The following is a 14150-nucleotide window of genomic DNA, read 5'->3' on the forward strand; positions in this document are numbered from 1 at the left end:
GATTTCTGGAATTAGGGTGGTATCGCGAGTAATCTCGTCCCTTTTATAGGGGCGAGTTTTTTTGTGCCTATTTTTCGGCTGAATATGGATTATTTTGTTAGAGGAGTGATTAAAATGAGTAAATCTAAAACGCTTTTTGTTGGATTAATGTTATTTTCAATGTTTTTTGGAGCTGGAAATCTAATCTTCCCTCCAATTTTAGGTGCCAATGCAGGGACAAACTTTTCCCTTGCTATTATTGGCTTCATCGTGACTGCAGTTGGACTTCCGCTACTTGTACTAACAGCTTTGTCTTTTGTAGAAGGTGGGGTTCGTACGCTAGCTAGTAGAGTCCATCCTATTTTTGGAATAGCTTTTACACTTATTGTTTATTTGTCGCTCGGACCATTTTTAGCTATCCCACGTAATGCCTCTCTTGCATATGAAATGGGGTTAAAACCTTTTATTAATGACTCGCCTTATGCTTTAGCTGGATTTGTAGCAGTGTTTTTCTTTTTAGTCTTTTTAGTTAGCTTAAACCAAAGTAAGATGTTAGATCTTATGGGAAAAATAATAACACCTCTGTTATTACTAAGTATGTTTGCATTAGTTGCGATGGGCTTTATTCAACTAAAAAACGGAGCATTGGAACCTACAACTCCCGAATATGTACATTCCCCTTTCCTAAAAGGATTTTTAGAAGGCTATAACACAATGGACGCGCTTGCCGCTCTTGCCTTCGGGATTGTCATTTTAACTACACTGAAACAACAAGGCGTTTCGGAAAGAAAAATGATGCGGAGGGAAATGCTAAAGGCGGGTCTCCTAGCAGGGTTATTACTTACTATTGTTTACTGTTCTTTAGGTTATATCGGCGTGAAAATGGGTGGATTAGGGACATTTGAGAACGGGAGTGTTCTACTGTCGTCGGCTTCTTTATTGCTTTTCGGACAATGGGGTAATTTATTGCTTGGTATAATTTTTGTATTAGCTTGCTTCACGACTTGTGTAGGATTAGTGTCTGCTTGCGGTAACTACTTCCACTCCCTAATTCCAAAAGTTAGTTACAAAAAAATTGCGCTATTTTTTACACTAATCAGCTTTGGATTAGCTAACTTTGGTCTAAATACCATTTTAACTGTTAGTGTTCCATTTTTAGTAGCCACTTACTCTTTAACAATTGTATTAATCGTAATTTCTTTATTTCATCCGTTATTTGGTGGCTCATCATCCGTTTACATTGTTGCAATGATTTTTACGGGAGTAGTCGCGTTGTATGATGGGTTTAAAGCATTTGGATTCACCTTTGGAATCGTTGATACTTATATGAGTCATTTGCCATTTGCTGCACTTGGCTTAGGATGGATTGTTCCAGCACTCATCGGTACCATAATCGGTTATGGAGTAAGTGTTATAAAAGGAAAATCAAAAACGATGTCAGCACAGCTTCATATTAAGTGAAGTTCAACGGATTTTGTGTTAATAATAGTAATAGGTAAAAAATTCTGATATGCCTTCTTGAGCTAATTCAACAAAAATCAGAATGTAATATTAGTTCTATTTTTTGAAACTTTTTGAATGTAAAAACGTATCATTTATAAGGCTACTTTTAAATGGAGGGATATGAATGGGCATTAATTTGGTAAAAGGTCAAAAAATAGATTTAACAAAAGGAAGATCTTCTTTATCAAGCGTTATGGTTGGTTTAGGCTGGGATCCAGTTGAAAAGAAAAAAAGCGGCGGTTTTCTAGGAGGATTACTAGGCGGCGGTGGTGGCGGAGCTGAAGTAGATTGCGATGCTTCGGTACTATTATTAGACGAGAATGGTAAACTGCAAGCTAAAAAAAATCTCGTGTATTTTGGCAACAAAGCAAGTCAAGACGGTAGTGTTGTTCACTCTGGAGACAACTTAACTGGAGCCGGTGATGGCGATGATGAGGTAATCAATGTAAACTTAAACGCGATTTCACCTTCTGTACATAAGTTGGTATTCGTCGTAAATATTTATCAAGCAAAACAAAGAAAACAAGATTTCGGTCTTATCCAAAATGCCTTCATCCGACTAGTAGATAATAGTACAAAAGAAGAATTAGTACATTACAATCTATCCGAGAACTACGCTGGAAAAACATCTCTATTCCCAGGTGAGTTATATCGCCACGGATCTGAGTGGAAATTCTCCGCTGTCGGTGAAGGTACATCCGATTTAGACATTGGTTCAATTGCAAACAAATATTTATAAGGAGCTGTTTATGAATGGGCATTAACTTATCAAAAGGACAAAAGGTAGATTTAACAAAAACAAACCCAGGTTTGGTGAATGTAACAGTAGGATTAGGTTGGGATACTAATAAATACGATGGTGGTAATGATTTCGACTTAGATTCTTCTGTATTCTTACTTGGAAGTAATGGCAAATGTTCTTCTGAAAGCGACTTCGTATTTTATAATAATACAACAGGTGCTGGTGGTGCCGTTGTTCATACTGGCGATAACCGTACTGGAGACGGTGACGGTGATGATGAGCAAGTAAATATCAACTTATCAACTGTCCCAGCTTCCATTGAAAAAATTGCATTCAGCATAACAATTCACGATGCGGAAGCACGTGGGCAAAACTTCGGCCAAGTAAATAATTCATATGTACGTATTTTAAATGCAGATTCCGGAGAAGAACTAATCCGCTACGACCTTGGGGAAGATTTCTCTATTGAAACTGCAGTTGTTGTAGGTGAATTATATCGTCATAACGGTGAATGGAAGTTCAACGCAATTGGTAGTGGATACCAAGGTGGTTTAGGAGCTCTAGTTAACGACTTTGGCCTAAACTAAAACATTACGAACAAAAAGCAAGGGTACTTTTCCTTGCTTTTTATTTTACAAAAAGTAAATTAAAAGTGGAATCTGGGTGGACCTAACAGCGCCTTCTTCATTTTTTAGGAGTGACATTTATGAAGCATTTTAGAGGAGTGCATGAAGAAGATTTACACCATTTCTTTCATGTACCACCTAGAGAATTCTCTAGAAACATAGACAGAGAAAAATTAGGCATCGCACTAGGAGCTACCTTGTATATTCCAGGTTCCATGCCCAATATTACAACCAAATTAACGAATCTCCACTTGAAAAATTTAACAAATGCAATCATTTGCTTAGAAGATTCAATTGCCGATTTTGAACTCATTGAGGCAGAAAATAACGTGATCCATACGCTCCGACTAATAGACCAAGGCTTTAAAATAGGGGATATTGCGGAACATGACCTCCCCCTTCTATTCCTTCGTATTAGAAACGTAGAGCAACTTCAAAAACTAGTAGAACAATTAGGACACACCATTGGCCTATTTACCGGTATTGTGTTTCCAAAGTGCACCGCTTCTAATGCAGAAAGTTTTTTATCCTGCTTACAAACGATTAATCTGCATTATTCGACAAGTTTATATGCCCTACCCATTTTAGAAACAAAAGAAATTATTTATGCAGAAACTAGAGAACAAGAACTTGCCCATCTGTATATGCTTTTCAAGCAATTTGAAGACATTATCTTAACGATTCGTGTTGGTGCAACCGATTTTACAAGCCTTTTCAGTTTAAGACGTCCAGGCAATCGGACTGTATATGATATAAAACTCATTGCAGATTGTTTAACTGCCATTTTAAATAAGTTTCTGCGACAGGAAGATCATTTTATCATTTCTGGTCCTGTCTACGACTATTTTAATGCCCCGAATCACTATGAATTTTCGCATACCTTAACTGATTTTGAAGAAATTTTGTGGAAAGAAGTACAACTAGATATCGACAACGGATTTACAGGAAAAACCTGTATTCATCCTTCCCAAATTGAAATTGTAAATGCAGCATACATAGTACCAAAAGAAGTATATGATGATGCATACTTAATCGTCGGTAGTAAAGAAGCAACGAACGGAGTTTTACGAAGTTCGGCTAGAAATAAAATGAATGAAGTAAAGCCACATTATAATTGGGCTTTAAAAATACTAATACAAGCAGAAATATATGGGGTGCTTAAAGAAAATGTTACATCACTCGACTTCCTCCAACACATTAAAAACGTACAATCTACACGGAGACTTGAAATTAACAATTGAAGTAAACAACAATCCAAATAATTTTTCACCTGACTCCCTTTTTGAAATGGGCGTAAGAATAAACAAAAAAAGGAGTTTTTTATTTGTCAGTCGTTTACTTGGGAAGCATTTGGCAGTAGATCCTGCTATCGCACTTGGAACCGGCTCTATTTTAGCGTCCATGCTTTTGGAAAATGAAGGAGAAGAACCTCATCCTCAGTTAAGTGAAATTGTAAAAATGGTGAATACAGGAATTCCCGATCGAACATTAAGCGCTAAATCTTTAGCATACAAAGCAAAGTTACCGACGAAAACCGTTTTTATTGGTTTTGCAGAAACAGCAACCGGGTTAGGACATGCGGTTTTCAACCACTTTCACGATGCAACCTATATACACACAACGAGAGAAGAGATACTTAACCTAAAGCCTTCTTTTTATTTTGAAGAAGAGCATTCACACGCCACGTCACATCGTGTTTATGCGCCTGAAGAAATACTAATGGATGCAGAAACGATTGTCCTAGTAGATGATGAAATCACGACTGGTCTTACAGCATCCAATTTAATCGCTGCGTTAAATAATTCATTTCCTAAAAAACGGTATAAAGTATTGTCTATTCTAGATTGGCGTAACGACGATCAAAAAAGTGAATTCAATCACGTCATGAAAGCTCGTGACATTTCTGCGGAAGTTATTTCTATACTTTCTGGGCAATTTACATTGAGTAATGAGGCAACAATGGAAGAAAATGAACTAACTTACCTAAACGACTCTAAAGAATTTGACGTACTTATAGATGAAGAGCTAGTGGCACCAACTACATCTACTTACTATAGTGCTCACGCGTCATACAACAAATTCACAGGTCGATTTGGTGTGTCTGATAATCATCATGAGAAAATAGAAGAATGGATTCAACAACTAATACAAAAGCTGCCTTCTATTGATAGAAAGAAATCTACACTTATAATCGGCGTCGGGGAAAACATATATATTCCGCTAAGATTCGCGTTAGCTTTTGGTGAAATGACAAAAGTGCAAACAACTACAAGAAGTCCTATTCTCGCCAAAAATGAAAAATCATATCCTATTAAACAAAAATGTAAGTTTGCATTACCGGACGCAAACGGAATCGATCAATATGTATATAACTTAGCGCATGTAGAAGCCGAACAAATCATTGTAATAGCAGAATCCGTGAAAGACAAAATTACCTGGTTTCCACTATTAACGCATTTGGAAACTTGTGCGCCTGTTACTTGGATATCCCTAACAAAGCCATTTGAAGGAGGAGAATAACATGAAATTACAGACGAATGAGTTAGTAAAAACAAGCTATTCTCCGGATGATATTACATTTTTATTGAAGGATTTATCAAATGTACAAATCGAGTCCTCTATTGAAACGCGGGAAAGGTCTTTTCAAAATGGTGCTCATTATGCCGAATCTTTGCCTATTGAATACCGCCCTACTTCTGAATACACGAAAGTTTATGATCAAGCATTAGAGGATTCTGCCGAGTATGTCGCACAACTAGTTGGCATATTAACAAGACGAGTGAGAAAATTCGCAGACACGGATGACGTTGTTCTTGTTTCCCTTGCACGAGCAGGAAGCCCAATTGGCATATTAATGAAAAGATATGCTCAAAAGTTTTTGAAACTTAATTGGTCTCATTTTAGTATATCTATACTAAGAGGAAAAGGAATCGACGTCGGGGCAGTTAAAACGATTAGAGCCCTTTATCCGAATAGCCATATACAGTTTGTAGACGGATGGACAGGAAAAGGAGCTATTCAAAGAGAACTGACAAAATCGGTGCAGCAATTAAATAAAACTTACCAATATCAGTTAAATGATGATTTAGCTGTACTATCAGATCCTGGAGAATGTGCAACACTTTTTGGTACAAGAGAAGATTTCCTTATTCCAAATGCTTGTTTAAACTCTACCGTATCTGGTCTTGTTAGTCGCACTGTGTTAAATGAACAATTTCAACACCCCGGTGACTTTCACGGTGCCAAATATTATGCAGAACTTGAAACAGAAGACGTCTCCAATGATTTTATAGACAATATTTCAAGTCAATTTTCTTCCCAAGAAGAGACTATTAACAAATTAGCAGCTGACTTCCCCATCACCAATGAAAGAACATGGAGAGGCATGCGGGAAGTAGAAACAATCGCAAAACGGTACTACAAAACAGTAAATATTAATAAAGTAAAACCAAGTGTCGGAGAAACAACAAGGGTACTGTTAAGAAGAAAGCCTTATAAAATATTAATACGAGACACTAACCATGAATCAGTTCGACATATCCTACAGTTAAGCAAAGAAAAAAATATTCCCATAGAAGTTATTCCAGAATTATTTTATCTTGCTATTGGACTGATCGAATCGGAGGATTTGTTATGACCATCCTATTTGCAAGTGATTTAGATCGAACACTTATTTACAGCAAAAAATCTAGAGGTACCGAAGTCCGCGAACAGGATCTCACTGAAGTTGAATGGATTGATGAAAAAGCAACTGCTTTTATGACTAAGAAGGAAGTAGAATATTTTCATAATCTATTACCAACAATTCAATTTGTACCTGTCACTACTAGAACTGCGGATCAATACAATCGTATTACAGGAATGTATGGTACAGCGGAAAAACCAACTTATGCCATCGTTTCCAATGGTGCTGTTATTTTAGAAAATGGACGTCCTCTTACCGAGTGGTCAGACAAAGTGAAAAAACAACTCCAGTTAGATTCCACATCGATCGAACACGTAATGCCTCAATTAGAGGCATATGCTAAAAAAGAGTTTGTCCTTCGCGTTTTACATGCAGAATCGTGGTTTGTCTATATGATTATAGATGAAAAAATGTTCTCAGTAGAAGAACTCGAAAATCTTTCGCAAATTTTTCATGAACAAGGTTTTACCCTTTCCCATCAAGGCAGAAAATTATATATTATGCCAAATTGTATTAATAAATCAACGGCACTTCAATTTGTGAAAGAACGAATTGGGGCAACAACAGTTATTGCTGCAGGAGATTCCATGCTTGATTTTGATATGGTGATGAGTGCAGATCAAGGCTATATCCCCTCTCATGGTGAAGCAGTTAAACAAAGAGAATTACTACCCCCACATATATTTGTTACAAACAATAGTGGAGTACTTGCAGGTGAAGAAATTGTAAAAAAAGTGTGTGAATATTTGTTATAATAGGTATGAATAGGGGGAGAACCCATGGTGAATTTAAATCCAAAAAGGATGAACTCGTGGGATTCATCCAATATTGGAAATTGGTTAAAAGATTCTTTAGGAGATCCAACACAAGTTTCTATTGATGGGGAACATCTGGCCTACCCTCAATTAGTGTGCCAATACGTTGGTATGTCCTTAGATGAAGATGAATATTTCTCTTTCCTGCATACACAAGTAAACGAATCTTCTGGTATGTTAACGATTCTTTCTGATGCACTTAATAAGGAAATTACTGCAGAAAGGTTACGTTCTATCAATCAGCTCTTCGATATGCATCGAAAAGAAAAAGGATTATCCCCAAATCGGATGGTTGCTTTTTTAGATGGATATGCATTATTACCTACCATAAAAGATGCTGGTCTAAATAGAAGAATTAGAACAACTTTAATAGATATTTTAAAGAGACTTCAAGCTACTTATGCAGAAGGAACCCTCCACCATGAATACCGGCGTATTACAACCGATCTTATAAAATGGATTTTCAATCATGTAGAGCCTGCTATCGAAAAAGTAGACTTTAAAAAAGGACTTCCAGGATATCTTTGGTACGGTTCTGCAACTCCAAGTGAAAAATGGTTCCTTACATATTTAGCTAGTTTCGGTTTTCATGTTGTTCTTTTTAATCCTTCTGATGATCCTTGGCCAAAACAAATGCTAGGAATTAGCGCAGAACTTAGCCATCGCTTTCCAAAAGTTGAAACCGAATTAAAACCATTACCAGATGAAATGCCAAAAATTGCAGGAACTGTTGCATTTAAAGCAACGCAAGAGATCAATGAACTATTACATCATGAAAACTCAGGATTATATAAGCCATTCCAATTTAAATCTTTTTCCACAAACTCTATCCGTTTAAAAACAACGGAAGATGAAGTATTTTTAATCGCAAAAGAAAGAGCGATGATTCGTCCTTATTTTGAAGTAAGCAACAAGCAAGTTACCATCCCTGTCGTCTTTGCTAAAATGATGGGAATTGATAAAAACCGCAAACGTTTTTGGAATAATGTGCACTCTTTAACAGAACGCGATGATACACAAGTAATCCGACATTTTCCATTTACAAACGAGCAAAAAACAAATCAGTTATTTCATTATCGAGACGCATTAGGGGCAAACGGAATGCTAAATCCCGAAAAAATGAAATCTGCTAATTGGTGGACTTATGGCAAATTGCCTATAGGAACCCAAACTGTAATTGGAGAAGCAATTGCAAAACATGTAGAGGATCCAATTTTACTTCGCCAAGGAAGTGAAACAATGGAGGATCTTCAGTTATATGCATTTGCACAATCGATGGTCCTACCAGACTTTGTTATCCGTCTGTTGCAAACTTTTGACTATCCACAATTCGTTCCTACCATCTTTCTTTATAATGAGGAAAATGGTCCCGAGTTAAGCCGAGCGGACGCTAACGCATTATGTATGATGCATTTACTAGGACTAGACGTTATCATCATTAATCCAAAAGGACATCTGGACATCGAAAAATGGGTTCAAGAAGGCACATTTGACTTACACTGGATGGATGATCGAAGTTTTAATGAACCATTTAAAAATCCAAGCGTTGTACAAAAAATCTTTAAAAAATTTCGCTAATATAAGGGGGAAAAAGAATGGAACTACAAAAGTTAGAAATAGACCAACAAGAACAGCTATTAGAGGAAAGTACCGATTTAAAAGCACAACTGAAAAGAGACCCTCAAGTATTACAGCTTGTAGCTAGAATTGACCCTAAAAACCAAATCGAACTATTAGAGTTTGGACGTGAACCTGCAAATGAAATATCCACATTTACAGGCAAAATTTTAAGCACGATTAAGTCGAGTAGCATGGAAGAATCAAGCGAACTATTAAAACAGCTGGGTAAAATTATGGATAAATTCGACAAGAAAGATTTTGTTGAAAAACCTTCTTTCTTAGGCAAGATTTTCAAACAAGGTGAAAAAATTATCGAAAAGCTATTCAATAAATACCAAACAATGGGTAGTGAAATCGATAAAGTATACGTTGAAATAACAAAATACGAAAAAGAAATGAAAAACTCCACTGCTACACTCGAAGAACTTTACGACAAAAACTTTAACTACTTTATGGAATTAGAAAAGTATATTGTAGCTGGTGAACTAAAAGTAAATCAGCTTAGACAACTCGTTCCTAATTTACAACAAAAAGCAGAATCAGGCGATCAGCTAGTCCTAATGGAGTTAAATAGCCTACAAAATGCAATTGAACTACTCGACCAACGAATTTACGATTTAGAAATGGCTAAACAAGTTTCGTATCAGTCTGCACCACAAATTAGAATGCTCCAACGCGGTAACACAAAACTGATTGGGAAGATCAACTCTGCTTTTGTAACGACTATTCCAATATTCAAAACAGGTCTTATCAATGCCATTTCTGCAAAAAGACAAAATCTTGTTGCACAATCAATGAATGAATTGGATCGTAGAACAAATGAAATGCTCCTTCGAAATGCCAATGACATTTCGAAACAAAGTGTAGATATCGCTAGAATGTCCGGTCAACCAAGCATTAAAATCGAAACAATTGAACAAACATGGGATACGATTATGCGTGGGATGAACGAAACAAAAGCAATCGAAGAAGAAAACCGCAAAATGAGAGAACAAGGTCGCCTTCGACTAGAAGAGCTCCAAAAGAAATACGAAGACGGTCAACGAAAATAAAAGAAACGATTACAATGGATGAGGAGGAAACAGAATGTCAGTTATTAACCTTTCAAAAGGACAAAAAATTGATTTAACGAAAACAAATCCAGGTTTAAAAAATGTTCTAGTTGGATTAGGCTGGGATACCAATAGATACAGTGGAGGAGATGATTTTGACTTAGATGCATCTGCTTTCATCGTAGACGGTAACGGAAAGGCATTTAATGAAAAAAGCTTTATCTTCTATAATAATTTACAAAGTGAAGAAGGCTCAGTTATCCACACTGGGGATAACCGCACTGGTGACGGTGATGGAGATGATGAGCAATTACTTGTTAAGTTACCACTTGTACCAAGTGTAGTTCAAAAAGTTGTATTCACAGTTACTATTCATGATGCAGACGAGCGTAAACAAAACTTTGGGCAAGTTTCCAACGCTTTTATTCGAATTGTGAATGAAGATACAAATGAAGAAATCGTTCGTTATGATTTAGGCGAGGACTTCTCCATTGAAACAGCACTTGTAGTCGGAGAAATTTACCGACATAACAACGAATGGAAGTTCAATGCAATCGGTAGCGGTTTCCAAGGCGGATTGGCTGCATTAATTAACGAATTTGGACTAAACTAAAACTACAATGAATTAAGGCTATCCACATGTCAATAATGATTTGTGGATAGCCCCTTTCTTTTAAACCCTATATTAACCCTTGTCTTTGTACATTTTATCCGCTATACCTTCTTTACGTTGGTTCGGTGTCATCGGTTCTTGCTTTGGTAGCAAGCTGTCAAATTCGGCTAGCTCAATTGAAGTTTCTTCCTTGACGTTTTTGTTTTTAGCATTCGGATTTAATGAATTCGTGTATTTACTCGCTTTTTTATAATTTTCACTAGACATATTAAAACCACCCTTTCCTCTCTAGTAGTACATTTTTAATATGGCTAGTAAAGCCGTTTTCATTCACGCACAAAAAAATGACGAAGACTGTACGAAAGAACAATAGCACCTAAAAGGAAAAAAGCGATTAAGCCGATCACGCCACCCCAGCCAAACTTCGACCAAAAAACTCCAGCAGCTGTTCCACCGATACTAGAACCAAAATAATAAAAAAATAAATAAAGGGAAGAAGCTTGCGCCTTATCATGCGTTGCTCGATGACTAACCCAACCGCTTGCAATGGAATGTGCGCCAAAAAAGCCAAACGTAAATATTGTAATACCAGCAATTTTTAGGACCAAATGAACATCAAGTGTAATAAGACCACCTGCAAACATGATAATAATCCCTGCTATCAAGACTCTCGGGCGTCCATATCGATCGGCAAGGCTACCGAACCACGTAGAGCTGAACGTCCCAACCAAATATATAATAAAAATCCAACCAACAATTGTTGTACTCAATGAATACGGTGGATCAAGTAACTTAAAACTAATGTAATTATATAAAGAGACAAAGCTCGCCATAAGTGTAAAACCAATTCCAAAAAGACATAACATTCCTGGATTTTTTAAATGGGCTAATAGCGAACTTACTAGTGATTTAAACTGTAATTTTCGGGGTTCAAAATGTTTGGATTTTGGCAAAGCTACAATAAAATAAACACTAATCACAATGCTAAGGAGTCCAAGAAAAATCATGCCAACTTTCCAGCTAAACAAGTCGGTCATTGTTCCCATAATAATGCGACCAGCTAATCCACCAACCGAGTTCCCACTAATATAAAGCCCCATAGCGACACCGAGACTCTTTGCATCCACTTCTTCACCCAAGTATGCCATAGCAATAGCCGGAAGACCCGCAAATGCAATCCCTTGAATAACGCGTAAAATAAGTAACAGTTCAAAGCTCGGAGAAAAAGCAATAGCGAGTGTTAAAATAGATGCAGAAACAATGGAAAGCGTCATTAATTGTTTACGTCCCCAGGCTTCCGAAAGAGATCCGAATATGACAAGACTAATGGCTAAAGCAAAAGTTGCAAAGGACAAAGACAAACTGGCTAAAGCCGGAGAAATGTGAAATTCCTTCGTAAATTCTGGTAGCACTGCCTGCGTACTGTACAAATTAGCAAACGTTATAAAGCCCGCAGCAAATAATGCCAAATTCGTTTTTCTAAAATCTTTTGTTCCTTTTTGTATGTAATCCATTTTTATAAGTCGCCTCTTTATTAAAACTCTAAATTACGCTTAATTTTCTTTAAGTATTTCAGTGTATGTTTAAAAACATCTTTCTTTTAATCTTTAGCACCTAAATACGTTGTGGATAACTTTGTTTCTAAGCTCTTATCCACATAATATCCCTGTGCTTGTGGACGAGAACTTACTACATCTTTTAATTCTTCATTTACAAAATGGAAGGCAACTCCATCATCCGCCGCATATCCCGCCCCTATAATACCTTCTTTGATAAGCTTTTGATAAACAGGTTGTCTATCTTCTTCTCCATCATAATGCGGACAATTGCTCCCACTTATTAAACCGAGACAGGATATGGGCTCCAGTTTGTCACCGTAAGAATCCGTCACACCTTCTTCAAACCAGCAAAGCGACCCTGCACTAATACCTGCTAAAATTGTTCCATTGTTATAAGCTTGTCGAATAGCAACGTCTAGTTCCCATTCTTTCCAAAGAACCATTAAGTTTTTAGTGTTGCCTCCACCTACATATATGATATCCTGCTCCATGATGAATTTCTTAATATCACGTGTAGAAGGTTTAAATAAAGAAAAATGTGTCGGTTCACATTCTTCTTGCTGAAAAAAATGATAAAACTTCTCAATATAACTATCTGCATCCCCGCTAGCAGTTCCGATAAAACAAATTTTCGGTCTTTTTTGGGATGATTGCTCCAAAATATATCGATCCAGTAACGGATTTTCCGGTTCCATCGAGAAGCCTCCGCCCCCCATTGCAATAATTTGTCTCATTTCTTTATCCTCCTATGTCACGCTTTCTTTAATAATAACATGAAGAAGGACTTGAACTAAGATTAGTTCAAATCCTCAGAAAATTAAACTTCATTTAGCAAATATTTTCTGCTCCCGAACTAACTCCATTATTATCCAGTCATAATAGAAGAGACAATGATAAACGTAACAATGAACACAATAATCCCAATAACAATGCTTGGAATGATTAGCGTCCAAAATCCTTTCCAACTAGAAAACTGGTGGACTTCGCCAATAGCTTTACTTTGAATAATAATCACCCAAATTGAAAATGTTAACGTAATTAAATTTAAGACTAAAAACCATATAATTGCACCTGGATTAATTCCTGAAACCACATCAAATACTAGGAATCCATTATAAATAAAAATCGTTGATAAAATCCAAATCGGAGCCATCCAAAATTGTGTAACCATTACTACTCCAATCGCCTGCAGCATCTCTTTGTACTTTCCTGTACCCCCAAACCATTTTCCTACCCATGTATAAACTGCCGCCCCAATATACACCCAAACTAAATTAAGTAAAGGACCAAGTAAAATAATACCGATTAAAACTAACAATAATGGAATGTCAAAACTCTTCCGTAGCTCACCTGCACCACTTATTGCACTAGGTATGCCAGCAATAGCTGCTATCACAAGAGAATATTTCAACTCCTTATGATCCAGCACATAACGAACCGTTTCTCTTGTAGAAAGCCAAATAGAAAAAAACGGATTAATTCTTTCAATCTCTTCCTCTTTCAATTTAATCCCCCTTCGAAAATTTCTTTCTCTTTTAAAATATGCCAGTGCAACCAACTTTATTTATCGCTCCGGTACTTCTTTCGACACAAAACGCTAAATCCCTTCCAAAATATAGACTTTTTTCAAACGTATTACATACCAAGGAAGCTTAAGTACACTTCTTTTCATCTCCATACTATCCAATCGTTCAATTAATGGTCAGCACACTTTTTTATTACTCATATTCTCTTTCTTTAGTTTATTGTTCAAAAAAGTTTTTTCTATTTAAGATAGGAACCTAATCATTAACGAATAGATTTAATACAGTATAATAATCTCCTCAGGCAGGAGAGAAAAGTTATAAGTCGGAGGTGAATGTAAATAGCAGGTTGCATAAGTTTTAACTAAATTGAACCCTGTAAATTGGCCACAAAAAACTACCACCTCCTATCGTCACACCATGTAGATTTATG

The 14150-nt window shown here is 36.6% G+C and carries 14 protein-coding genes and 1 other annotated feature (1 of these 15 only partly in view); of the genes, 10 read left to right on the forward strand and 4 right to left on the reverse strand.

The window, feature by feature from the left end; genetic code table 11:
- Window positions 1-45: a binding site (T-box leader), on the forward strand (it extends 208 nt beyond the left edge of the window).
- A 69-nt stretch (window positions 46-114) separates the two neighbouring features.
- From brnQ to ACIQ38_RS21895, 10 genes are all read left to right on the forward strand, one after another.
- The gene (gene brnQ, locus ACIQ38_RS21850; protein ID WP_402828381.1) at window positions 115-1440 is read left to right on the forward strand and encodes a branched-chain amino acid transport system II carrier protein; all 1326 of its coding nucleotides are present in this window, start codon (window positions 115-117) and stop codon (window positions 1438-1440) included.
- 166 nt (window positions 1441-1606) lie between these two features.
- Window positions 1607-2221, forward strand: a complete 615-nt coding sequence (locus ACIQ38_RS21855; RefSeq protein WP_402828383.1) for a TerD family protein — start codon at window positions 1607-1609, stop codon at window positions 2219-2221.
- A 14-nt stretch (window positions 2222-2235) separates the two neighbouring features.
- Window positions 2236-2811: a TerD family protein gene (locus ACIQ38_RS21860; RefSeq protein WP_402828386.1), complete on the forward strand. Its 576-nt coding sequence runs from the start codon at window positions 2236-2238 to the stop codon at window positions 2809-2811.
- Window positions 2812-2930: 119 nt separating this feature from the next.
- Window positions 2931-4091: an HpcH/HpaI aldolase/citrate lyase family protein gene (locus ACIQ38_RS21865; RefSeq protein WP_402828389.1), complete on the forward strand. Its 1161-nt coding sequence runs from the start codon at window positions 2931-2933 to the stop codon at window positions 4089-4091.
- Window positions 4018-5370 (forward strand): phosphoribosyltransferase domain-containing protein, encoded by a 1353-nt coding sequence (locus ACIQ38_RS21870; RefSeq protein ID WP_402828392.1) that lies wholly within the window; start codon window positions 4018-4020, stop codon window positions 5368-5370. The genes ACIQ38_RS21865 and ACIQ38_RS21870 overlap by 74 nt, the downstream gene beginning before the upstream one ends.
- A gap of 1 nt (window position 5371) precedes the next feature.
- Window positions 5372-6487, forward strand: a complete 1116-nt coding sequence (locus ACIQ38_RS21875; protein ID WP_402828395.1) for a cysteine protease StiP family protein — start codon at window positions 5372-5374, stop codon at window positions 6485-6487.
- Window positions 6484-7290 (forward strand): HAD family hydrolase, encoded by an 807-nt coding sequence (locus ACIQ38_RS21880; RefSeq protein ID WP_402828398.1) that lies wholly within the window; start codon window positions 6484-6486, stop codon window positions 7288-7290. The genes ACIQ38_RS21875 and ACIQ38_RS21880 overlap by 4 nt, the downstream gene beginning before the upstream one ends.
- 24 nt (window positions 7291-7314) lie before the next feature.
- Window positions 7315-8928, forward strand: coding sequence for a YceG family protein (locus ACIQ38_RS21885; RefSeq protein WP_402828401.1), 1614 nt, complete (start codon window positions 7315-7317; stop codon window positions 8926-8928).
- A gap of 17 nt (window positions 8929-8945) precedes the next feature.
- Window positions 8946-10022, forward strand: a complete 1077-nt coding sequence (locus ACIQ38_RS21890; protein ID WP_402828404.1) for a toxic anion resistance protein — start codon at window positions 8946-8948, stop codon at window positions 10020-10022.
- Between the two features lie 34 nt (window positions 10023-10056).
- Window positions 10057-10635, forward strand: coding sequence for a TerD family protein (locus ACIQ38_RS21895; RefSeq protein WP_402828407.1), 579 nt, complete (start codon window positions 10057-10059; stop codon window positions 10633-10635).
- Window positions 10636-10707: 72 nt separating this feature from the next.
- On the opposite strand, the gene ACIQ38_RS21900 is transcribed toward ACIQ38_RS21895, so the two are convergent.
- The 4 genes from ACIQ38_RS21900 to ACIQ38_RS21915 all read right to left on the reverse strand — a co-directional run bounded on the left by ACIQ38_RS21900 (window position 10708) and on the right by ACIQ38_RS21915 (window position 13698).
- A complete protein-coding gene (locus ACIQ38_RS21900; protein ID WP_402828410.1) occupies window positions 10708-10902 on the reverse strand; it encodes a hypothetical protein in 195 nt (64 codons plus the stop codon).
- A 59-nt stretch (window positions 10903-10961) separates the two neighbouring features.
- Window positions 10962-12149 (reverse strand): MFS transporter, encoded by a 1188-nt coding sequence (locus ACIQ38_RS21905; RefSeq protein WP_402828413.1) that lies wholly within the window; start codon window positions 12147-12149, stop codon window positions 10962-10964.
- Window positions 12150-12235: 86 nt separating this feature from the next.
- Window positions 12236-12928, reverse strand: coding sequence for a Type 1 glutamine amidotransferase-like domain-containing protein (locus tag ACIQ38_RS21910; protein ID WP_402828416.1), 693 nt, complete (start codon window positions 12926-12928; stop codon window positions 12236-12238).
- Between the two features lie 131 nt (window positions 12929-13059).
- Complete coding sequence (locus ACIQ38_RS21915) at window positions 13060-13698, reverse strand: Yip1 family protein (RefSeq protein ID WP_402828419.1); 639 nt, start codon at window positions 13696-13698, stop codon at window positions 13060-13062.
- Between the last annotated feature and the right edge of the window lie 452 nt (window positions 13699-14150).

The organism is Psychrobacillus sp. NPDC096389, from assembly GCF_044762855.1.
Classification (GTDB): domain Bacteria; phylum Bacillota; class Bacilli; order Bacillales_A; family Planococcaceae; genus Psychrobacillus.

What these genes read in the sequence shown, in the direction of transcription:
- ACIQ38_RS21885 (WP_402828401.1), top strand. Translation starts at nt 7,315, where the DNA reads ATGGTGAATTTAAATCCAAAAAGGATGAACTCGTGGGATTCATCCAAT.
- ACIQ38_RS21875 (WP_402828395.1), top strand. Translation starts at nt 5,372, where the DNA reads ATGAAATTACAGACGAATGAGTTAGTAAAAACAAGCTATTCTCCGGAT.
- ACIQ38_RS21905 (WP_402828413.1), bottom strand. Translation starts at nt 12,149, where the DNA reads ATGGATTACATACAAAAAGGAACAAAAGATTTTAGAAAAACGAATTTG.
- ACIQ38_RS21870 (WP_402828392.1), top strand. Translation starts at nt 4,018, where the DNA reads ATGTTACATCACTCGACTTCCTCCAACACATTAAAAACGTACAATCTA.
- ACIQ38_RS21865 (WP_402828389.1), top strand. Translation starts at nt 2,931, where the DNA reads ATGAAGCATTTTAGAGGAGTGCATGAAGAAGATTTACACCATTTCTTT.
- brnQ (WP_402828381.1), top strand. Translation starts at nt 115, where the DNA reads ATGAGTAAATCTAAAACGCTTTTTGTTGGATTAATGTTATTTTCAATG.
- ACIQ38_RS21895 (WP_402828407.1), top strand. Translation starts at nt 10,057, where the DNA reads ATGTCAGTTATTAACCTTTCAAAAGGACAAAAAATTGATTTAACGAAA.
- ACIQ38_RS21880 (WP_402828398.1), top strand. Translation starts at nt 6,484, where the DNA reads ATGACCATCCTATTTGCAAGTGATTTAGATCGAACACTTATTTACAGC.
- ACIQ38_RS21900 (WP_402828410.1), bottom strand. Translation starts at nt 10,902, where the DNA reads ATGTCTAGTGAAAATTATAAAAAAGCGAGTAAATACACGAATTCATTA.
- ACIQ38_RS21860 (WP_402828386.1), top strand. Translation starts at nt 2,236, where the DNA reads ATGGGCATTAACTTATCAAAAGGACAAAAGGTAGATTTAACAAAAACA.
- ACIQ38_RS21855 (WP_402828383.1), top strand. Translation starts at nt 1,607, where the DNA reads ATGGGCATTAATTTGGTAAAAGGTCAAAAAATAGATTTAACAAAAGGA.
- ACIQ38_RS21890 (WP_402828404.1), top strand. Translation starts at nt 8,946, where the DNA reads ATGGAACTACAAAAGTTAGAAATAGACCAACAAGAACAGCTATTAGAG.
- ACIQ38_RS21910 (WP_402828416.1), bottom strand. Translation starts at nt 12,928, where the DNA reads ATGAGACAAATTATTGCAATGGGGGGCGGAGGCTTCTCGATGGAACCG.